The 21,460-nt window shown below is 67.1% G+C and carries 18 protein-coding genes; 8 read left to right on the top strand and 10 right to left on the bottom strand.

The window, feature by feature from the left end:
• The first annotated feature begins 169 nt into the window (after window positions 1-169).
• From J7J50_RS20065 to J7J50_RS20050, 4 genes are all read left to right on the top strand, one after another.
• Window positions 170-1,429, top strand: coding sequence for an efflux RND transporter periplasmic adaptor subunit (locus J7J50_RS20065; RefSeq protein ID WP_215057161.1), 1,260 nt, complete (start codon window positions 170-172; stop codon window positions 1,427-1,429).
• 176 nt (window positions 1,430-1,605) lie between these two features.
• The gene (locus J7J50_RS20060) at window positions 1,606-2,298 is read left to right on the top strand and encodes an ABC transporter ATP-binding protein (protein ID WP_215057162.1); all 693 of its coding nucleotides are present in this window, start codon (window positions 1,606-1,608) and stop codon (window positions 2,296-2,298) included.
• Between the two features lie 16 nt (window positions 2,299-2,314).
• Window positions 2,315-3,481 (top strand): ABC transporter permease, encoded by a 1,167-nt coding sequence (locus J7J50_RS20055; protein WP_215057163.1) that lies wholly within the window; start codon window positions 2,315-2,317, stop codon window positions 3,479-3,481.
• Between the two features lie 12 nt (window positions 3,482-3,493).
• Window positions 3,494-4,819 (top strand): ABC transporter permease, encoded by a 1,326-nt coding sequence (locus J7J50_RS20050; RefSeq protein WP_215057164.1) that lies wholly within the window; start codon window positions 3,494-3,496, stop codon window positions 4,817-4,819.
• A 271-nt stretch (window positions 4,820-5,090) separates the two neighbouring features.
• Here J7J50_RS20050 and rarD read toward each other — a convergent pair whose 3' ends face one another.
• The 3 genes from rarD to J7J50_RS20035 all read right to left on the bottom strand — a co-directional run bounded on the left by rarD (window position 5,091) and on the right by J7J50_RS20035 (window position 7,846).
• Complete coding sequence (gene rarD, locus J7J50_RS20045) at window positions 5,091-6,002, bottom strand: EamA family transporter RarD (RefSeq protein ID WP_215057165.1); 912 nt, start codon at window positions 6,000-6,002, stop codon at window positions 5,091-5,093.
• Complete coding sequence (gene yedA / locus J7J50_RS20040; protein WP_215057166.1) at window positions 5,999-6,961, bottom strand: drug/metabolite exporter YedA; 963 nt, start codon at window positions 6,959-6,961, stop codon at window positions 5,999-6,001. Before yedA ends, rarD begins: the two co-directional genes overlap by 4 nt.
• A gap of 324 nt (window positions 6,962-7,285) precedes the next feature.
• Complete coding sequence (locus J7J50_RS20035) at window positions 7,286-7,846, bottom strand: GNAT family N-acetyltransferase (protein ID WP_215057167.1); 561 nt, start codon at window positions 7,844-7,846, stop codon at window positions 7,286-7,288.
• Window positions 7,847-7,938: 92 nt separating this feature from the next.
• Between J7J50_RS20035 and J7J50_RS20030 the strand changes: the two genes are divergently transcribed.
• Window positions 7,939-8,442 (top strand): Lrp/AsnC family transcriptional regulator, encoded by a 504-nt coding sequence (locus J7J50_RS20030; protein WP_187313058.1) that lies wholly within the window; start codon window positions 7,939-7,941, stop codon window positions 8,440-8,442.
• 295 nt (window positions 8,443-8,737) lie between these two features.
• Here the strand turns inward: J7J50_RS20030 and J7J50_RS20025 are convergent, their stop codons facing one another.
• From J7J50_RS20025 to J7J50_RS20005, 5 genes are all read right to left on the bottom strand, one after another.
• Window positions 8,738-9,646, bottom strand: a complete 909-nt coding sequence (locus J7J50_RS20025; protein ID WP_215057168.1) for a methylated-DNA--[protein]-cysteine S-methyltransferase — start codon at window positions 9,644-9,646, stop codon at window positions 8,738-8,740.
• Window positions 9,647-9,904: 258 nt separating this feature from the next.
• The gene (locus J7J50_RS20020; protein WP_215057169.1) at window positions 9,905-12,127 is read right to left on the bottom strand and encodes a carboxy terminal-processing peptidase; all 2,223 of its coding nucleotides are present in this window, start codon (window positions 12,125-12,127) and stop codon (window positions 9,905-9,907) included.
• Between the two features lie 344 nt (window positions 12,128-12,471).
• A complete protein-coding gene (lipA, locus tag J7J50_RS20015; protein ID WP_215057170.1) occupies window positions 12,472-13,506 on the bottom strand; it encodes a lipoyl synthase in 1,035 nt (344 codons plus the stop codon).
• A 196-nt stretch (window positions 13,507-13,702) separates the two neighbouring features.
• Window positions 13,703-14,383: a lipoyl(octanoyl) transferase LipB gene (gene lipB, locus J7J50_RS20010; RefSeq protein ID WP_215057212.1), complete on the bottom strand. Its 681-nt coding sequence runs from the start codon at window positions 14,381-14,383 to the stop codon at window positions 13,703-13,705.
• A complete protein-coding gene (locus J7J50_RS20005) occupies window positions 14,383-14,661 on the bottom strand; it encodes a DUF493 family protein (RefSeq protein WP_057944384.1) in 279 nt (92 codons plus the stop codon). The genes lipB and J7J50_RS20005 overlap by 1 nt, the downstream gene beginning before the upstream one ends.
• A gap of 243 nt (window positions 14,662-14,904) precedes the next feature.
• Between J7J50_RS20005 and J7J50_RS20000 the strand changes: the two genes are divergently transcribed.
• From J7J50_RS20000 to J7J50_RS19990, 3 genes are all read left to right on the top strand, one after another.
• The gene (locus J7J50_RS20000) at window positions 14,905-15,684 is read left to right on the top strand and encodes a hypothetical protein (protein WP_215057171.1); all 780 of its coding nucleotides are present in this window, start codon (window positions 14,905-14,907) and stop codon (window positions 15,682-15,684) included.
• Window positions 15,685-16,104: 420 nt separating this feature from the next.
• Window positions 16,105-17,034 (top strand): hypothetical protein, encoded by a 930-nt coding sequence (locus tag J7J50_RS19995; protein ID WP_215057172.1) that lies wholly within the window; start codon window positions 16,105-16,107, stop codon window positions 17,032-17,034.
• Window positions 17,035-17,400: 366 nt separating this feature from the next.
• Complete coding sequence (locus J7J50_RS19990; RefSeq protein WP_215057173.1) at window positions 17,401-19,104, top strand: hypothetical protein; 1,704 nt, start codon at window positions 17,401-17,403, stop codon at window positions 19,102-19,104.
• Between the two features lie 80 nt (window positions 19,105-19,184).
• On the opposite strand, the gene J7J50_RS19985 is transcribed toward J7J50_RS19990, so the two are convergent.
• The gene (locus J7J50_RS19985) at window positions 19,185-20,438 is read right to left on the bottom strand and encodes a D-alanyl-D-alanine carboxypeptidase family protein (RefSeq protein ID WP_215057174.1); all 1,254 of its coding nucleotides are present in this window, start codon (window positions 20,436-20,438) and stop codon (window positions 19,185-19,187) included.
• Between the two features lie 190 nt (window positions 20,439-20,628).
• Window positions 20,629-21,460: SPOR domain-containing protein (locus tag J7J50_RS19980; RefSeq protein WP_215097542.1), on the bottom strand; the 832-nt coding region annotated here is incomplete at its 5' end.

The raw sequence follows: 21,460 nt of genomic DNA, 5'->3' as shown, positions 1-21,460 counted from the left end.
CCGCATAACCGGTTGCCGCTACGGTTCGCGGGCGTCGACACATGCCCGGCATGACAGTTGTCAGGCAAAACCGGCGACGGCCCAGCTGACAAAAACTGACTTTCCGCAGGTTGGCGCCCTCCCCTGGCGCAGTCACACTAGGCGACATCTGGCGTCCTGGTTGGAACACATGAGTGCATCTGCCGATCTGCTGAAGGAACTTCGCATCGACCGCGACCGGCCGGCCCAGTCCTCCGGTCCCGGCCGCGGCACGATCGTCGGCATCGTCGTGCTGGTGCTGATCGTGCTGGCCGTCGCCGGCTGGTTCGCGTTCGGCCGCGGCGGCGCGCCGCAGGTCAAGACCGCCAGCGTCACCGCGATCGGCGGCGGCAACGGCGCCGGCAGCTCGGTGCTCGACGCCACCGGTTACATCGTCGCCCGCCGCATCGCCACGGTCTCGGCCAAGATCACCGGCAAGGTGCGCGAGGTGATGATCGAAGAAGGCCAGCGCGTGGAGGCCGGCCAGATCATGGCCACGCTCGACCCGATCGACGCCGACGCCCAGCGCTCGCTCAGCGCCGCCCAGCTCGCCGCCGCGCAAAGCGATACCGCGCGCGTGCAGGCCCAGCTCAAGGAAGCCGAAGCCAACGCCACCCGACTGGCGGCGCTGGTCAGGCAGCAACTGGTGTCCAAGTCGCAGTACGACCAGGCCGTGGCCTCGCGCGATTCGCTGCGCGCGCAGGTGGACACCGCGCAACGCAACGTCAAGGTGTCGCGCGACAGCCTGCACATCTCCGACCTGGGCGTGGACAACACCATCGTGCGCGCGCCCTTCTCCGGCGTGGTCACCGCCAAGGCCGCGCAGCCGGGCGAAATCGTCTCGCCCTTGTCGGCCGGCGGCGGCTTCACCCGCACCGGCATCGGCACCATCGTCGATATGGATTCGCTGGAAATCGAAGTCGATGTCGGCGAAGCCTTCATCGGCCGCGTGCAGCCGAAGATGCCGGTCGAGGCCGTCCTCAACGCCTACCCGGACTGGAAGATTCCGGCCGAGGTGATCGCCATCATCCCCACCGCCGATCGCGGCAAGGCCACGGTCAAGGTGCGCATCGCGATCAAGAGCCGCGATCCGCGCATCGTCCCGGAGATGGGCGTGCGGGTCAGCTTCCTGGAAGCGGCCAAGCCGGCCAACGCCGTGCAGACCAAGCCCAGCGCGATGGCGCCCAACGCCGCGCTGGCCCAGCGCGACGGCAAGGACGTGGTGTTCGTGGTCGCGCAGGACAAAGTCGCGCAGACCGCGGTGACCCTGGGCCGCAAGCTCGGCGACGACCGCGAAGTCACCGCCGGCCTGAGCGGCGGCGAGAGCATCGTGCTCGACCCGCCCGAATCGCTGAAAGACGGATCGCGCGTGCGTGTCGAAAACGCCGGCGCCGATTCGTCGGACAAGTAGGCCCTGATGCCCGCACCGCTTTAGGCGCCCACCGGCGCGGCCGCGAAATCCGCGGCCGGTCGCGACAACGAGTTCGAACCGTCGCGCACCCGCGCGGCCGCTCCACCGATCTGCGACCGGCGCGCAGCGCGCCCCTCGCCCATTCACCGCAATCAACACGCTCGAGGACGTCGAAGATGGAAACCCTGGTTTCGATCCATAACCTCACCAAGACCTACCAGCGCGGCCCGGAAAAGGTCGAAGTGCTGCACGGCATCAACCTGGACATCGCCAAGGGCGATTTCGTCGCGCTGATGGGGCCATCGGGTTCGGGCAAGACCACCTTGCTCAATCTGATCGGCGGCCTGGACAACCCCAGCGGCGGCGAAATCTCGATCGAAGGCGAGCGCATCGACCGCATGAGCCCGGGCCAGCTGTCGCAGTGGCGCAGCCGCCACGTCGGCTTCGTGTTCCAGTTCTACAACCTGATGCCGGCCTTGAGCGCGCAGAAGAACGTAGAACTGCCGCTGCTGCTGTCGCCGCTGGGCGGCGCCCAGCGCAAGCGCAATGCCGAGATCGCCCTGACCCTGGTCGGCCTGGCCGATCGCGGCAAGCACCGCCCCAACGAATTGTCCGGCGGCCAGCAGCAGCGCGTGGCGATCGCGCGCGCGATCGTGTCCGACCCGACCCTGCTGATCTGCGACGAACCCACCGGCGACCTGGACCGGCACGCGGCGGAGGAAATCCTCAACCTGCTGCAGTTGCTCAATCGCGAACACGGCAAGACCATCGTCATGGTGACCCATGACCCGAAGGCCGCCGAGTACGCCACCCACACACTGCACCTCGACAAGGGCACCCTGGTCGAGCAGCAGTCGCACGCGGCCTGAGCCGGGAGCGGCCACCATGAAATATTTCCATCTGATCTGGGCCGAGCTGATGCGTCGCAAGACGCGCACGCTGCTGACCCTGCTGTCGATCATCGCCGCGTTCTTGTTGTTCGGCCTGCTCGATGGCGTGCGCGAGAGCTTCGAGCAAGCCGGCAACAGCGCCAACGGCGCCAGGCGGCTGCAGACCGGCTCGCGCCTGTCCTTCATCCAACAGCTGCCGATGTCGCTCAACGACCGCATCGCGCAGGTACCGGGCGTCAAGCAGGTCACCTATGCGAACTGGTTCGGCGGCGCCTATCAGGACCCGCACAACCAGATTTTCAGCTTCGGCGTGGCCGATAACTATCTCGATCTGTATCCGGAAATGGCCGTGTCCGCCGCACACCGCAAGGCGTTCGCCGCCACCCGCACTGGCGTGCTGGTCGGCGAAGGCCTGATGACGCGCTTCGGCTGGAAGCTCGGACAGAAACTGCCGCTGCAGTCGACGATCTTCACCAGCAGCGATGGCACCAAGAACTGGAGCTTCGATATCGTCGGCACGCTCGCGGCCACCGACAAAAAATCCGGCGGTTGGTTCGACCAGATGATCCTGCTGCATTGGAAGTACTTCGACGATTCCACGCCCTACAACCGCGGTCAGGTCGGCTGGTACGTCACCGAGGTCAATGACGTGAACCAGGGCGACCGCGTGGCCAAGGCCATCGACGCGATCTCGGCCAATTCCGATCACGAAACCAAGACCCAGACCGAAGCGGCGGCGACCGCGAGCTGGATGAAGCAGATGGCCGACGTCGGCCTGATCGTCGGTTCGATCATGGGCGCGGTGTTCTTCACTCTGGTGCTGCTGACCGGCAACACCATGGCCCAGGCGGTGCGCGAGCGAACTTCCGAACTCGCCGTGCTCAAGACGATCGGTTTCCCCGACCGCAGCGTGTTGATGCTGGTGCTGGCCGAGTCGATGCTGTTGATGCTGATCGGCGGGGTTCTCGGCGTTCTCATAGCCAGCGGGCTCGGCCCGGCCGTCGGCGTGATGAGCCGCGGCGCCATCACCGTTCCGCCGATCGGGCTGAACAGTTGGTCGTTGGCGCTGGTGTTGATGATCGGCATCGGCCTGGTGGTCGGCGCGTTGCCGGCGATCCGGGCGATGCGCTTGAACATCGTCGATGCATTGGCCGGACGCTAACGGAGAGCGCACATGAAAAAGTTCCTATCGTTTCTGCGCGGCCTGGCCACGTTCCTGGGCCTGATCGCCGGTCTGGCGCTATGGGCGATGGCGCCCTGGCCGGTCCTGCTCGCCATCGCCGCGCTGATCGCGCTGTGGATGCTGCTGACCCGCAGCGGCAAACAGGCCGCGTCGGTGGCCGGCGTCGGCATCAGCACGCTGAGCCAACGCCTGGGTTCGTCCTCGGTGGTGGTGATCGGCATCGCCGGCGTGGTCGCGGTGCTGGTGGCGATGCTGTCGATGGCCGAGGGCTATCAACAGACGCTGCGCCGCACCGGCAGCGAAGACAGCGTCATCGTCTTGCGCGGCGCGTCCGCGGCCGAGGTGATGTCCACGCTCGATCTGGCCAGCATCAACGTGATCGAACAGGCGCCCGGCATCGCCCGCAGCGCCGACGGCCGTCCGTTGGCGTCGCCGGAGACCGTGGTCGCGGCGAACCTGCCGATCATGGGCGGCGCGCCGGACGAAGACGGCAGCGTGCAATTGCGCGGCGTCGGCGATCGCGCCTGGCAAGTACGTAAGCAGGTCAAGATCGTCGAAGGCCGCAAATTCGAAACCGGAAAGCGCGAAGTCGTCGTCGGCAGCGGCGCGCGACGTCAGTTCCGCGGCATGGAGGTCGGCAAACAGATCCGTCTGGGCAGCGAGATGTGGACGGTCGTCGGTATCTTCAAATCCGGCGATGCGATGGATTCGGAACTGTGGGCCGATGCCGAGATGGTCGCCTCCACATATCGTCGCGGCGCCTCGCGCAACTCGGTCATCGCCCAGCTCGCCGACGCCAGGCAGTTCAAGCAGTTCAAGGCCGCACTCGCCGGCGATCCGCGTCTGCAGGTCGATACCACCACGACCTCGGAGTATTTCGCCAAGCAATCGGAAACCATGACCAAGATCATCCGCACCATCGGCATCATCGTCGGTTCGATCATGGCCATCGGTGCGGTGTTCGGCGCACTCAACACCATGTTCGCCACGGTGGCCACGCGTGCGCGCGAGATCGCGACCCTGCGCGCGATCGGCTTCCGCGGCGTACCGGTGGTGGTCGCGGTGATGCTGGAAACCATGCTGCTGGCGTTGCTCGGCGGCCTGATCGGCGGCGCGCTGGCCTGGGTGATATTCAACGGCTACACCGCATCGACCATCGCCGGCGGCGTCGGACAGTTGACCTTCGACTTCCGCGTCACCGGCGGGCTGCTGTGGAGCGGCTTGAAGTGGGCGCTGGCGATCGGTTTCGTCGGCGGCCTGTTCCCGGCGCTGCGCGCGGCGACCTTGCCGGTGACTTCGGCGTTGCGCGATTCGTAAGCCGGCGCCGCGCGAGTCCATCGTGCGAAGCAAAGCCCCCTTCGCGAGAAGGGGGCTTTTTTGTTCGGTTGGATTCGCGCTGCCGCGGGAAGAGCAAATCCCCCCTGCCCCCCTTTTTCAAAGGGGGGAACTCGTCTTGGGGACGGTGGTGGTTGTGGCCATGTCGCTTCGTTCAATCGTGAGCCGATGCCGGCTCAGTTCACAGCGACCATCGCCGAAGTTCCCCCCTTTGAAAAAGGGGGGCCAGGGGGGATTCGCTCTTAAGCGCAGATCAAGCCGCCTGCGCAGCCGCCGCCATCCGCCGCGAGCGCAGCACGCCCTCGCTGGCGAACAGCATCAAGCCCAGCCAGATGATCACGAAGCCGATCGCGCGTTCGCGGTCGAACGGCTCGCGCAGGATCAGCACGCCGATCATGAACTGCAGGGTCGGGGCGACGTACTGCAGCAGCCCGATCGCGGTCAGCGACACGCGCCGCACCGCATAGGCGAAGCCGATCAGCGGCAACGCGGTCAGCGCGCCGGCGATGATCAGCAGCACGTCGATGCCCAGGCCCCAGCCGCCGAGGAAACCGCCCTGGCCGTGGCTTTCGCCCCACAGCAGCAGCCCCAGCGCCGGCACGAACAGATAGACGTTCTCCACGCCCAGCCCGGTCACCGCTTCGACCGCGACCAGCTTGCGCACCAGTCCGTACACCGCGAACGACACCGCCAGGCCGAGCGCGATCAACGGCGGGCGCCCGTACTCCATGGTCAGCCACAGCACGCCGGCGAACGCCAGCGCGATCGAAATCCATTGCACCGGGCGCAACCGCTCGCCGAGGAACAGCACGCCGAGCATCACGCTGACCAGGGGGCCGATGAAGTAGCCCAGGCTGGTTTCGATCACGTGTCCGGCGTTGACCGCCCAGATGTACAGGCCCCAGTTGAACGCGATCAGCACGCCGCTCAACGCCAGCATCGCCGCCTTGCGCGGTTCGCGCAGGATGTCGCGCAACCAGTGGCGGCCGAACTTCCAGCACAGATAGCCGGTGACCAGCAGCGTGCTCCAGACGATGCGGTGAGCGACGATCTGCAAGGACGGCACCGAATGCAGCAGGTGCCAGTACAGCGGCATCAGCCCCCACAGGACGAACGACGCGACCGCGATCCAGAGCCCGCGGCGGTCGGTTGTGGCGGCGGTCATGCCTGTTTCTCCAGTTCAGCGGCTTGCGGCGGCGCGACCGCCGCGACCGCCGGTGCGGCCTTGGCGGCGCGCGCCTTGGCCAGGGTGATGATGACCACCCCGACCAGGATCACCGCCATCGCGCCCAGGTCGTGCGAGGTGAAACGCTCGCCCGCCAGCAGCGCGCCGAACAGCACCGCGATGGGCGGATTGACGTAGGCGTAGCTGGTCGCCAGCGCCGGGCGCACGTGATGCAGCAGCCAGATGTAGGCGGTGAAGCCGAAGATCGAGCCGGCCACGACCAGATACAGCAGCGCCGCGGTGGCGCTGAAGGTCGGCATCGTGGTGATCCGCTCACCGGTCACCACCGCCGCGCCGAGCATCCACGCGCTGCCGGTCAGCATCTGCGCGCTGGCGGCCATGAACGGCGACGGCAGGTCCTGGTCGCGGCTCCAGATCGAGCCCCAGGCCCAGGCGATCGGCGCGACGATCAGGCACACCAGCCCGAGCGTGGACGCCGACAGCTTGCCGCCGGCGTTGAGCCAGATGACGCCGAGAAAACCGATCGCCAGGCCGACCCATTCGATCTTCGACGGATGCCGTCCACGCAGCATCGCGAACACGCCGGCGAACAGCGGCATCGACGCCACCGCGATCGCGGCCAGGCCGGAATCGACCTGGGTCTCGGCCAGGTTCACCAGGCCGTTGGACAACAGCACCATCCAGATCGACAGCAGCCACAGCGTGCGCCATTGCTTGCGCGTCGGCGCCGGCGTGCCGCGCCAGCGCAGCACCGCGTACATCAATACGCCGGCCAGGAACATCCGCGCCGCGCCCAGCAGGAACGGTGGATAGCTTTGCAGGGCGAAACGGATGCCGAGGTAGGTCGATCCCCACAGCACGTACACCGATCCCAGGGCGAAAGCGACCGCGAGGGCGCTGGGAGCGTGGCGTTCGACGGTCGATGGTGCGGCGCTCATGACGCGGATACTCGGGGGAAGTGAATGGGATAGCTTGAAGCCAATGCGCGGCGAGCGGGAGCGAGAAAAACTTGCTACAGCCTGTAGAAATTCGCGGGGTCCGCGGGCTGGCGTCGGCGCCGACGGCGGCGCGAACACCGATGCGCGGAAACGGCGCGGGGGCCGGACGACGCGAGCCGGCCGCAGATCGAATTAAGAGTCGGTCGCGGCCACACGCCGCCGCGACATCACAAAGAAAGCGAATCGGACGAAGCTACACGTACAAGCCGGTGCCGACGAAGGTGCCGCCCGCGGCGCGCGCATCGGCGCGGCGCCACGCAAGGATCAAGGATGCGGCCGGTAGCGCGACACCGTGGTGCGGCGGCTGCCTGCATCGCGGCGGCGCGGATCGTCGAACACGTCGATGACCACGAAACCGGCGTTGCGCATCATCCCCGCCGAGCCCTCGTTGTCCTCGTGGCGCTCGACGTAGATTTCGATCAACCCCATCTGCTGCAGCCGCGCCACCGCCGCCTTCAACAGCTGCGTGCCCAGCCCCTGCCCGCGATGCTGGCGATGCACGACCGCTTCGCCGATATGGCCCTGCCACTCGATCTCGCGCCCGCCGGGCTGATAGCGATGGAACGCATCGCTGGGTTCAAATGTGACGACCGCCACAATTTGGTTTTCGAGCAAAGCGACTACCGCCTGCGTGCGGCCGCGCCGGATCGCCGACAGATGCGCGGCGAGCTCGACCTCGGGCAGGTAATTCCAGGGGTTGGGACCGTGTTCGCGGATCAGCGTCAGAATCTCGCCGATCTGCTCGGGTACTGCGGCTTGCGTCACGTACCGGGACATCCCGGGGGCGTCCGTATGTAGGGTTTCGGGGGGATTGCGCCGCCACATAAAAATTCCTTATGTGCCTGGCACACGAATAGCGTATCGATGTCAGTCAAATTCCGGTTGAATATTTGTCCGCGTGGACGCAAAAATCTTGCATGAGTGCTGCCCCCCTGATTTTGGACGAGTTCGACCACAAGTTGCTCGAACTGTTGCAACAAGACGCCTCCTCGACCCTGAGCGAGCTCGGCGACGCGGTCGGGCTGTCGCCGAGCGCGGTGCAGCGACGCATGACCCGTTACCGCCAGGACGGCCTGATGCGGCAGGTCGCGGTGCTCGACCCGCTGGCGCTGGGCAGCACCCTGGCGGCGGTATGGGTGACGATGGAGCGCGAGTCGGTCGAACGCCACGCCGCCTTCCACGCCCGGGTCCGCGCCGCGCCGGAGGTGCAGCAGTGCTACACCCTGGCCGGCGAATGGGACTACCTGGTGATCCTGGCCACCACCGGCGTCCTGCATTGCCGGCAGGTGGTGGACCGTTTGTTCCTCGATGAGGGCAACGTCAAGCGCTACGACACCCATCTGGTGTTCGACGTGGTCAAGCATGGCTTGGAGCTGCCGACTCGCGATGCGCCGCGTGCTGCGCGTAAGCGGCGGGGGTGAGGTGGCTTTTGGTTGGGGCAGGTTTTTAGAGCAAGAGCGAATCCCCCCTCCCCCCCTTTTTCAAAGGGGGGAAATGCTTGGGGTTGATTTTCGGCAGGTGGGGCCTCGGCTGCTTCTCGCTTTCCGCTGCTTCTTACTTCCGCTTTCCGCCTGCGGCTTTCCGTTTCTCGCTTTTGCGCTCTTCGCAACGAAGATCCGCAACTGCACGTCATCGCTCTCCCCACAAAACAGGTTCCCCCCTTTGAAAAAGGGGGGCCAGGGGGGATTCGATTTTGCTTTGCTTAGCCCCCAACCCTCAAGCCGCCCGCTCCCGCTGCAGCAACTTCTCCTTGAGCGGCAGCCCCCAGCGATACCCGCCCAGCGAGCCGTCGCCGCGCACCACGCGATGGCAAGGCACGACCACCGCTACACGATTGTTCGCGCAGGCACGCGCGACCGCGCGCGCGCCGCGCGGGGAACCGATCTGCCGCGCGATCTGCTCGTAGCTGCGGGTCTGCCCGGCCGGAATCTTCATCAGCGCATCCCAGACTTTTTTCTGGAACGCGGTGCCGATCAGATCCACCGGCACCGATTGCTTCTGCCCGCCGAGCGTTTCCGCCACCGCCTGCACGCGCGGGGCGAGGAATTCGTCGCGGCCGGCGTCCACGCGCTCCAGCGCGGCCTGCGGGAACTCGCTGCGCAGCTTGGCTTCCAGCGCGGCCGGATCGTCGCCGAGTTCGATCATGCAGATGCCCCGCGTGGTGGTCGCGATCAGCGCGGTGCCGATCGCGGTCCTGGCCAGGCTCCAGCGGATCTGCTCGCCGGCGCCGCCGGCGCGGTAGCGCGCGGGCGTCATGCCCAGGCGCGCGGCGCCGCTCTCGTACACCCGCGAAGGCGAGCCGTAGCCGGCGTCGTACAACGCGGCGCTGACGTCGCTGCCTTCGCGCAATGCCGAACGCAGGCTGCCCAGTTTGCGCTGGGCCAGATACTCGGCCGGGCTCAGGCCGAAGCGCGCGCTGAAGCGGCGCTGCAGGTGCGAGGGGCTCAGGCCGACGGCGTCGGCGAGGTCGGTCAATGAGGGTTCGCCGGCTTCGAGCAGGATGCGCGCCTGTTCGAGTTTGTCCGCCTTGATGGAAGCCGGCGGGACGAGGGTGGAATCGCGGGCGGCCGACACGTCAGCGGCGTGGCCGGATTCGGGCTTGCGCGGAGTGGTTTTGGCGTTCATGGCGCAAGACTAGGCCTCATCCGCGGGGGCCGCTATCCGCATCTTGCGAGGGAGGGGGTCGGGTTTTCTGCCTGGATTCAGGTCGGATTTTTCTTGGGTGCGTGGGTAACTGAGCGAAAAGCTTCGGGGCTAAAGCTCCCTCCCACAAGAGCCGCCCCCGCACAAAAGCGGTCCTGCCGAAGCACAGGTCGGACTCGGACCCGGAAAAAGAAAACGCGCCCGAAGGCGCGTTTTCTGTCGACCTCTAAGCCTTCCGGCTCAGTCGGCCCAATGCCCGGGCCGGGTCGCGGTCGGCAGCACTTGCGCCGACAGCTGACGGTCGTTGTTGAGCAGGCGCACCGCGTCGGCCAGGATCGCCGCCGATTCGCGCAGCAACGGGTCCGGACGCTTGTCGGCGAGCTTCTCGCGCGCGGCGTCCTTGACGATGTCGCGCTCGGACGAAGCCAGGCCGTCGTCGTTGGAGTCGTCGCCGAGCGGGTCCAGGGTCAGGCCCAGTTGCTTGCGCTCGCTCTGACGCTGCTTGCGCTTGGCGTCTTCGCGATCGCGTTCGGCGCGGCGGTCGGCTTCGTTGAGCGAGATCCACTTCTTGGCGCGTTCCTCGCGGAACTGGGCCACGTCCTGCGACCACCACTGGAATTCCTTGTCGCTGCCGATGCGGCTGGAGTGCAGCGTTTCCAGCTTCGGCAGCAGCGGCGCGAAATTGCCGTAGCTGGTGTGCGGCACCGCGGCGATCTTGGTCCACGGCAAGGCGTTGTCGTAGGTGCTCTCGCCGTACTCGGTCGCGTCCACCGACACCGGGAACGCGATGTCCGGCACTACGCCCTTGTTCTGGGTGGAGCCGCCGCTGACGCGGAAGAACTGCGCGATGGTCAGCTTGACCTGGCCGAAGCGCGCGCTCTCGTTGGCCGGCCAGCGGTCCAGATCGACCAGGTTCTGCACCGTGCCCTTGCCGAAGGTGGTTTCGCCGATGACGAGGCCGCGGCCGTAGTCCTGGATGGCGCCGGCGAAGATCTCCGAAGCCGAGGCCGAGCCGCGATTGATCAACACCGCCAGCGGGCCTTCCCAGGCGATGCCGGTATCGCTGTCGCCTTCGACGCTGACGCGGCCGCCGGATTCGCGCACCTGCACCACCGGGCCGCGATCGATGAACAGACCGGTGAGCTCGATGGCTTCGTTGAGCGAGCCGCCGCCGTTGTTGCGCAGGTCCAGCACCACGCCATCGACCTTGTCGGCGCGCAGCTTGACCAGCAGCTTGGCGACGTCGCGGGTGGCCGAGGCGTAATCGTTGGCGTTCTTGCGGCGGCCTTCGAAGTCCTGATAGAAGCCCGGCAGCTTGATCACGCCCACGCGCTTGGCCGGCACGCCGTCGGTGGCGGGAATGTCGATGATTTCCGACTTGGCCGCCTGTTCTTCCAGACGCACCTTGTCGCGCACCAGCACGATCCGGTTGGGCTTGCTGTCCGGGCCGGATTCGGCCGGGATCACGTCCAGGCGCACCTTGGTGCCCTTGGCGCCGCGGATCTTGGCGACGACATCGTCGATGCGCCAGCCGATCACGTCGTCCATCGCGCCGCTGTCGCCCTGGCCGACGCCGACGATGCGGTCGCCGGGCTTGAGCAGGTTGCTGCGCGCGGCCGGGCCGCCGGGGATGATTTCGCGGATCGCGACCACGTCGTCCTGCTTCTGCAGTTGCGCGCCGATGCCGTCGAGCGACAGCGACATGGTCATGTTGAAGTTGTCGGCCGACTTCGGCGTGAGGTAGTCGGTGTGCGGATCGATCGCGTTGGCGTAGCTATTGACGAAGGTCTGGAACACGTCCTCGCCCTTGAGCTCGGAAATGCCCTTCGCCATGTTGGTGTAGCGCTTGTCCAGGGTCTTGGCGATGTCGTCGTTCTTCTTGCCGGCCAGTTTCAGGCGCAGCCAGTCGTTGCGCACCGACTGCTTCCACAACCCATCCAGCGCCGCCGTGTCGGCGACCCAGGGCGCGTCCTTGCGGTCGTAGTCGTAACGGTCGGCGCCGTTGAACTCGAAGTTGGCCGGCTGCTTGAGCAGGCCGCGCGCGTAGGCGACGCGTTCGTCCACGCGCTGCTTGTAGGTGGAGAAGATCGAGTACGCCGGCGACAGGTCGCCGCTCTTGATCGCGTCGTCGAGCTTGTTCTTGTAGGCGTCGAAGCGGGCGATATCGACGGCGGTGAAGAACTGCTTGCCGCCGTCGAGCGATTCTAGATAACGCTTGTACATGTCGGCCGACAGCGCGTCGTCGAGCGCGCGCGGCCGATAGGCGTAGCGGCTGTCGGAGAGCAGGCCGTACACCAGCTTGGCGGCGGTGGTCTGGTCGGCGGTGGGTGCGCTGGGCAGGCTGATCGCACCGCCCGTGGCCGCCGGAGCGGTGGCGGAGTCGGGCCGCGCGAGCAGCGCCAGCGGAGCGGTCAGCAGGAAGCCTGCGACGAGGGTCAGGGCACGCGTGTTCTTGAGGGTCATCGCGAAGTCTTCCCGGCCGGGGAGAGCCGGACTTTAAGAGAGGATGCAACAGGAGGATGGTGCGGCTTTCGACAAGGCCACAGTGCCGAAAGTTGCCTGCGCTGTCACCTTCGCTGCCGAAATTGCCCGTTGCGGGCGTGAATGCGGTTCAGTTTGGACGGCGCGGGCGTTATTGGGCCGTTATCGCGCGGCCGGATCGTGACCGCCGGGCCGTTTTCGCAAGGCCCGCGGGCCGATCCGGACAGACGATGACAGCGGCCGATCCGCGCGTGCCGGGCGGCGCCGGCGCGCGGGCCGCGGCTAGGGCGGCCCGTGGTCGCCGCGCGAGGCGCGGCGAATGCGGCTCAGGCGTCCGCGAAACCGGCGTCGATGGCCTGCCGGTCGGCGTGATAGGACGAACGCACCAGCGGGCCGGAGGCGACGTGGGTGAAGCCCAGCGACATGCCGTAGACCTCCAGCTCCTTGAACTCTTCCGGCGTCCAGTAACGCAGCACCGGGTGATGGTGCGGAGTCGGCTGCAGGTACTGGCCGATGGTGATCATGTCCACGTCGTGCGCGCGCAGATCGCGCAAGGTGGCCTGCACCTGCTCCATCGTCTCGCCCAGGCCGAGCATGATCCCGGACTTGGTCGCGACCTGCGGATGCTGGGCCTTGAACTTCTGCAGCAGGGTCAGCGACCACTGGTAGTCGGCGCCCGGACGCACGTTGGCGTACAAGTCCGGCACGGTCTCGACGTTGTGATTGAACACGTCCGGCGGGCTGGTGGCGAGGATCTCCAGCGCGCGTTCCATGCGGCCCTTGCCGCGGAAATCCGGGGTCAGCACTTCGATCTTGGTGCGCGGGCTCTGCTCGCGGACGGCCTTGATGCAATCGACGAAATGCTGCGCGCCGCCGTCGCGCAGGTCGTCGCGATCGACGCTGGTGATGACCACGTACTTCAGGCCCATGTCGGCGACGGTGCGGGCCAGATTGGCCGGTTCGCTCGCGTCCGGCGGCTTGGGCCGGCCGTGGGCGACGTCGCAGAACGAGCAGCGGCGGGTGCAGACCTCGCCGAGGATCATGAAGGTCGCGGTGCCGTGGCTGAAGCACTCGTGGATGTTCGGGCAGCTGGCCTCTTCGCAGACCGTGACCAGGCGGTTCTCGCGCAGCTTGGCCTTGAGCACGGCGACCGAATTGCCCGACGGGATGCGCACCCGGATCCACGACGGCTTGCGCAGCACCGGCACGTCGGCGAACTGCACCGGCGAGCGGCTGATCTTGTCGCCGCCGATCTGCTTGGCGCCGGGCGTCATCGTGGTCGATTCCAGCACCGCCGGCACGAAATCCTCGGACGCGCCGACGACCGTGAGCGGGATGGACTTGGAGGCGGGGTTGGTCATGGGGGTCGCTTCGACTCTTGGCTGTTAGCTCCCTCTCCCGCGCGGGAGAGGGGCGGGGTGAGGGTCCGCGGATTCGCGCGCCCTCATCCGTCCTCCGGGCACCTTCTCCCGCACGCGGGGGAAGGAAGATCAAACACTCCTCCCGCCGGGCGGGAGAAGGGAAATCGGTGCTTCTCCCGCTGCGCGGGAGAGGCTGTCAAAAGCTCAACGGCTCTGCTGCCTCGACCGTCAGTCCGAACTGCCGCGCGAGCTGCGCGACCAGCACCGGCTTGACCTGCTCCATGCCCGAGGGGCCGCCCAAGTCTAGCACCGAGGTCACCTGCAGCCCCTGATAACCGCAGGGATTGATGCGCTGGTAGGGCGACAGGTCCATGGCGATATTGAAGGCCAGCCCGTGGAAGGTGCAGCCGCGGCGCACCCGGATGCCCAGGGCCATGACCTTGGCCCCGGCCACGTACACGCCCGGCGCGCCGTCCTTGCGGGCGCCTTCGATGTTCCATTCGGCCAGGGTGTCGATCACCGCCTGTTCGATCCGGTCCACGTACTCGCGCACCCCGACCTTGAGCCGGCGCAGGTCCAGCAGCGGGTACAGCACGATCTGGCCGGGACCGTGGTAGGTCACCTGGCCGCCGCGATCGACGTGGATCACCGGGATATCGCCCGGCATCAGCACGTGTTCTTCCTTGCCGGCCTGGCCCAGGGTGAACACCGGGTCGTGCTCGACCAGCCACAGCTCGTCGGGGGTGTCGGCGTCGCGCGCGTCGGTGAAGGCCTGCATCGCCCGCCAGACCGGCTCGTACGGTTGCCGGCCCAGGTCGCGCAGTTGCGCGGCCGGGGGCGCGACCACGCCGCCGAGCACCGCGGCGACGGTGTCGATCACAGTGTCCACTTCACTTCCGGATGCTCGCGCAGCACCTGGTGGGCCAGGTCGTACTGCTCGCGATTATTGGCGCGGAAGGTGATCCGTACCGACACGTACTTGCCGGTCGAGGAATGCTTCCACTGGATGGTCTCGGTTTCCACCTCGAGGCCGGCCTGAAGCAGCAACCGCGGCAGTTCGCGCTCCAGGCCCGCCTCGGCCGCGCCCATCGCGCTGAGTTCGAAGGTGCCGGGGAACTGGAAGCCGTGATCGGGATTGTCGGAATTAATGTCCATGGCGGCCATTATGGGTCCGCGTGGGGGGCAACCCAAGCGCAGCGGTGGGACGGCGGTGTCGCTCGGATGGAACGGCCCCGCGGCGCGGCCGCGGACGCTTGATCGCGCCGTGGACCGCCAGATCCGGCATCGCCCGCGGCCCAGGTGAATATGCTGTCCGGACCGCGCGGCGGCGGCTCGATCGCCCTGCCGCGCCGGCACGCGAACCGTTAACCTCATCGACTGTTTCGCACGGACGCCGCGATGGCCTCGAAAGCGACCTTGAACTCGGTGAAACCCCGCGTGCGCGGGCTGTTGGCGCTGGCGCTCGCCACCGTGCTGCTGTCGCTGGCCGTGACCGTGCTGCGCAAACCCGAGCGCGACGGCTGGATCGCGCTGCCGCCGCAGCCGATGGACGCGACCGATCCGGATATCCGCCAGTTGCTGAGCAAATCCGAAATGCTGACGCCGCGCCAGCGCGTCGGCGAAGGCCCGGCCGATGCGAGCCTGGCGCAGCGCTGCGGCGAAGCGGATACGGAAGCCGAAATCGTGCCGGCCGGCCAGCCCGCGGCGGGACCGGTCACGGACTGGGTTTCGCCCGGCCCGCCGCCCCCGCCGCCGCTGCCCGATGAGCGCTACATCATGGTGATCGCCGGCGCGCCGGCCGGTCCGTCGTATACCCGGCGCGTGCAGATCGATATCGATGGCGGACGCGCGCGGGTACTCATGAGCAACGGCGACTGGCTCCATGCCGGCACGACAGCGGGGGCGGCCGCCGACATCCGCAGCGAACAGCGTCTGCCGCTGAGCGCCCTGGCGCCGTTGCGCGAAGCCTGGCAAGTGCCCGAGCTGTGGAGCGCCAACCAGCGCAGCGGCGTGTGGTGCGCCGACCACAACGGCTTGCGCGAGGCGTTCTTCGAAGCCTGCGTGCAAGGTCGCTACTACGCCCGCGACCGCGCCTGCGATCGCAATGCGCAGGAGCCGTTGGCGGAGTTGTGGAAGCGCGTGGTCGAACTCACTCCGTCGTCGAAGCCTGCGCGTTGAATCGCGACTGTGAATAACTCAAGCGCAAGCGACCGCGGAAACTCAAACCTCACTTGGAATGCCTACTGGCGATCGACGGCAAGCCCAGGAAGCACGCATGAACCTGCGGCGATCCGCAGCCTCGAAGTCTTTTGTGGGAGGGGCTTTTGTGGGAGGGGCTTCAGCCCCGATGCTTTTCGATCAGATATGGTCGAAACCCATCGCAATCTGGAACAAGAGCATCGGGGCTGAAGCCCCTCCCACAAAAGCCCTTCCCACAAAAGCCCCTCCTACAAGGGCTTGCAACAGCGCCCCATGGCCTGCGTCGGACCGGGCGAGCGTTCTCAACCACTGAGCAGCACGTGCGCTATCAACATGCTGTAGCACGCAGCGTTTAGAACTTGGCCCATCGCGCACCGGATGCGCATTCAGGAGATCCCCATGCCCGCCAGCCAATCCGTCGCCCTACCCTTGCGCGGGCAGTTCCGCAGCCTCTACACCCAGCTCAAGCGCGCCCGTCTGCTGGAGCGCACGCCGGTGATCTTCTGCGAAGGCGATTCGTGGTTCTCCACGCCGCTGGCGATGAACCTGCTCGACTGGATCGTGTCGCCGGCCCCGGAGGACGAGGAACGCGGCGTCCCGCTGCTCGGCAACGGCGGCCTGTTCTTCCGCGCCGAACACAGCGGCGACCACGCTTCGCGCAATCCCGACGATCCCAAGCGCTCGATGTTCGTGCGCGACAACATCGACGACGTCATCGGCTGGTACGACCGGTTCGATTTCGACATGATCCTGCTCAGCGCCGGCGGCAACGATTTCGTCGATGAATTCCTCAAGCGCACTCTGCGCGGCCAGACCGCGTTGTCGGCCGAGGCGGCGTTCCAGCTGGTGCTGGATTCGGGCAAGTACGAAACCGTGCGCAAGGCCTACGCGCTGTTCCTGCAGGCCGCGCTGGCGGCCAAGCCCGACACGCCGATCCTGGCCCACACCTACGATCATCCGCAGCTGATCGGCCGCCCCGGCGCGCTGACGCCGGGCAATATCGGCGTCGCCGCGCTGCTGAAGAAGAAGGTCGGGCCGTGGATCGGGCCGCATATCAACGCGGTGGTCAACGCCGATCCGGCCAAGACCCCGGACGAGCGGCGCCGCTTCGTGCGCATGCTGATCGACGGCTTCGAGAAGAACGTCCTGCGCGAACTCAAGCACGATCCGCGCTTCGGCGGCCGCTTCGACTACGTCGATCTGCGCGGCACCCTGACCGGCGAAAGCCAGTGGTTCGACGAGATGCATCCCACCGAAGCCGGCTTCCACGCTCTGGCGACCAAGTTCCGCGGCGCGATCATCGGCAAGTTGCCGGCGGCCAAGCGCTGAGTCCACTCGCCCGCATCAAGCGGCGCTAAGCGCTCGCGACACGATGGCCGAAGCCATCGCGTCGCGCCAGCCGGACAACGGTCCGCACCTGCGTCTTCCAGCGCGTCCTTCGAGCCCGAAACCGAATGCGCGCGGACCTCGATCGTCCGCGTGCCGCCGCCACGCGCGCCGCCCGCATCGCTGCCGCACCTCGCGCGGTACCGCGAATTCACAAACTTCCTCGCGCACCGCTTAACACGAGTGTCGCCCCGGCGCTGCCGGCTACCGCGACGCCACCGGTCCCGTCCGCAGGATGCTTCCACTATGAAAAACGTGTTCTTCGGCTTAGGCCTTCAGTACGAAGACGGTTCCGCGCCAAGCATCGCCATGAGCCGGGACGGCCGCGTCATGGAAGTCCACGAATCCTTCGGCGACGGCGATTTGGCCTATCGCCTCGGAAAGCGGCGGCAGATGGGACTGCTGTGGGCGAAACAGAACGTGGTCTACGGCCGCGGCCTGACTCCGTCCATCGCCTTCAACGGCAGCCTGTTGATGGAGGTGCACAAGGAAATATTCGGCGACGACGACCTCGCCTGGCGCACCGCCGTGTGGGACGACGGCGATGAAGGGCCTTCGGAAATCCGATTCAGCGACCCGGTCAAGTACGCCAGCGGAAAGATGCCGCGCATCGCGATGAACGACCGTATTGCCGTCGCGGTCCATCAATCTCCCACCGGTCCGGCGGTCTGGTACAACGTGTGCGATATCGGCGACGCGGCGCTGCGCTGGCGCGGCAACGTCGGACTGGGGCCGGGAATCCAGCCCAATATCGCGATCAATCACGACAACGTCGCGGTGGTCGTGTATCGCTCGCCATCGGATTCCAATCTGTACTACCGCATCGGCGCGGTCCGCGATCTCGAAGTCGTGTGGGGGCAAGCGATCGTGTTCGGCAACGGCAGCGATGCCGCGGTGGCGCTGACCGACGACGGCGAGGTCATCGTCGTCTTCCAGTCCAGCCAGTCCAGGACCTTGTTGCAGCGCTTCGGAAAGATCGGCGACAACGGCATCCAGTGGGCCGGCGAAGCGGTCCATTTCGACAATGGGGAGCATGCCTGCGTGGCCTGCGCCGGCCACATGGCGATCCAGGCGCACGAATCGGAAAACTCGGAGACGCTGTGGGCCTCGACCTCGCGCATCACCAACCGCGCGCGATGGATGCATCACAACCTGGACGTCCTGGGCGACATGACCCTGTCGCAACTCACCACCGGCGCCTCGCACGACGCGGGCATGTACCAGCACGGCGCCCTGGCCACGCTGGGCAAGACCCAGAACCTCAGTATTTACCAGCAACTGCGCAACGGCATTCGCTATTTCGACCTGCGGCCGAAATGGAGCGGCAGCACCCTTTACGTTCATCACGGCGGAGTCAGCGGCCCGACCGTGGCGGAGATCGTCGACGACGTCGCCAGCTTCATGCGCGAGGGACACCGAGAGCTGGTGGTGCTCAAGTTTTCGCATTACGAGAAATTCACCGGCGCGGCCTACGAAGCGCTGGTCGCGATGCTGCAGGACAAACTGCGCGACTGGCTGTATCGGCAGCCGTTGCAGGACAGGCGCCTGGCGAACATCCCGATGCGGGAATTCATTGCCGAATCCGGTGTGGTCCTGGTCGTGTGCGACGACGATTATCCGATCGCGTTCCCGGCGGCCGGCGTCTGGATCTATCGGGATTTCGACGCGGCCCATCCGGAACTCGGCGACCTGCGCGTCTACGACAAGTACTCCAATTCCATGATCTACGAAACCATGAAAGCCGGCCAGCTCAGGCAGTTCCAGGCCTACAACGGCCTTTGCGCCGCGCCCAACGCCGCCGTGCCCTGCGATCAGTTCCTGCTGTCGTGGACGCTGACGCCGCTGACCGGGGTCTGGCTGCTGTCGCAGGAGGCCAACCGCAATCTCGGCGAAGTCATGTCGGTGCAGGGCGAGCCCAACCCTGCGGGCTTCGTGATCAATTACCTGTATGTCGACTACGAGGAATACTCGCGCGCCACCGACGTGGCGATGTTCATGAACGGAATCGAGTAAGCGATCGGCCGCCCAAAACGCAACGAGCCGGCAATGCCGGCTCGTTGTATTTCATCCGCGGTGTCGGGCGATCGCAGCGATCACTCCGATTCCCACCACATCCAGAACTCGTCCCACAGCCGCTTGAAGAAGCCGCCTTCCTCGACCGCGGCGATCGCCACCAGCGGACGCTGGGCGATGACCTTGCCGTCGAGCATGACCTTGACCGTGCCGATGGCCTGGCCCTTCTTGATCGGCGCGACCAGGCTCTTGGGAATGTCGATGCTGGGCTTGAGCTGCGCGTACTTGCCGCGCGGCACGGTCACCAGCATCGGCTCGGCGACGCCGAGCTGGACTTCGGGCGACTGACCCTTCCACACCTTCTGCTTGGCCACGGCCTTGCCGGCGTCGTACAGCTTGTGCGTTTCGAAGAAGCGGAAGCCCCAGTTGAGCAGCGCCTGGCTGTCGGTGGCGCGCTGGGCTTCGGAGGTCGAACCCATGACCACCGAGATCAGGCGCTGGTCGCCGCGCAGGGCCGAGGCCATCAGGCAGTAGCCGGCCTTGGAGTGGTGACCGGTCTTGATGCCGTCGACGGTGTTGTCGCGCCACAGCAGCAGGTTGCGGTTGGGCTGGGTGATCGGCCCGACTTTCAGTTCCTTGATCTTGTTGTACGAGTACGCGACCGGGAAATCGTGGATCAGCGCGCGTCCCAGCAGGGCCAGATCGTGCGCGGTGGAGTAGTGATTCTCCTGCGACAGGCCGTGCGGATTCATGAAGTGCGAATTCTTCAGGCCGATGCGCGCGGCGTACTGGTTCATCAGCGCGGCGAAGGCGTCTTCGCTGCCGGCGACGTGCTCGGCCAGGGCGATCGCGGCGTCGTTGCCGGACTGCACCACCATGCCCTTTTCCATCTCGGTCAGCGGCGCGGTCTGGTTGACCGCGAAGCCGGAGTAGCTGCCGTCGGTGGCCGCGCCGCCTTTGCGCCAGGCGTTCTCGGTCATCATCACCTGGTCGGTTTCCTTGACCTTGCCGCCCTTGAGTTCGGCGGCGATGACGTAGCTGGTCATGACCTTGGTGATGCTGGCCGGCTCGACCCGCAGGTCCGGATTGAAGCTGGCCAGGATGTTGCCGCTGGCCGCGTCGATCAGCACCCACGCGGTGCCCTGGATCTGCGGCGGCGGCGGAACCGGCAGCGAATCGCTGGCCGGCGGCAAGGCCGCGGCCGGGGTCGCCGCGGCGGTGGCGGCGGGCTTGGCCGGCGCCTGCGCGCTGGCGAATCCGGCGAAGGCGGTGACCAGAAAGGCCGAGGTCAGCGCGGCGAAGGCGGCCGCGCGAGGGGTGAAGCGAACGATCATCTGTGAACTACTCCGGAGGCCGGAACCGTGCCGGCCGAGGGGGTGGGTGTTGGGGCGCGGCGCCCGCGTCCTGCGGCAAACCGTCGAATGTGGCCGGACCGTGCCTTCCTGCTGCGGTCCGCGAGCCGTGCATCGTGCCTCAGATACGCGGCGCTTGCAGCCGCCGGCAGCGCCGGACGGCGGCGGAGGTTCAGTCGCGAACGCGTTGGGGCTGACCGAATCCCAGACCCACGATACGGGCGGCGAGTTCCGGAGCGGCGTCGGCCTGCAGCGGCCCGACCCGCAAACGCCAGACTTTCTGGCCGTTGGCGGCGCTGCCGTCGAGCAGCCGCGCGGCGGCGATGCCGGCGCCGCGCAGCATGGTCAGGGCGCGATCGGCGTTGCTGCGCGCGGAGAAACTGGCGACCTGCAAAGTCACGTCGCCGGCGCTGGGCGTGTTGGCGGCGACCACGGCGGCGGCCTTGGACGGGCTCGGCGGCGGCGGCGCGGCGGGCGGCGCCGGCAGCGCGGCGGCGGAGGCAGCGGCCACGACGGTGGCCGGCGGCGTCTTGCCGGCCTTCTTCGCGGCTTTCTCGGCCTGCGCCAGGGCGCGCTGCTGTTCCTTCTGCTGCTTGGCCAGAGCGCGTTTTTCCGCCTTGGTCAGCGGCTTGGGCGGCGGCGCGTCGATGCCCTTGCCGGTGGCGACCCGGACCTGGCGCGACTTCATCCAGGCGTCGAACTCGTCCGCGGTCATCGACTTGCCGTTCTGCATCATGTCGAAGCGGTAGTCCTGCGCGCCGCCGCTGAGCGGCTTGGCGGCGCCGGCGACCACGGCGGGCTTGCCGGTGGCCACGGTGGTCGGCAGCGAGGACGCCACCGGCGCGGGCTGTCCGGTCGCCACCGTGGTCTTGACCGACGCGACCGGGGTCACCGGCGCGGGCTTGCCGGTGGCGATCGTGGTCTTCGCCGAACCGTAGGTGCCGGTCTCGGCCTGGCTGGCGACCGGCGCCGGCTTGCCGGTGGCGATGCGCACGCCCGGCGGC

Origin of the sequence: Lysobacter sp. ISL-50, from assembly GCF_018612875.1 — a bacterium.
Classification (GTDB): domain Bacteria; phylum Pseudomonadota; class Gammaproteobacteria; order Xanthomonadales; family Xanthomonadaceae; genus Lysobacter.
Note: the sequence above shows the minus strand (reverse complement) of the source record. Positions and strands in the feature narration are given on the sequence as shown.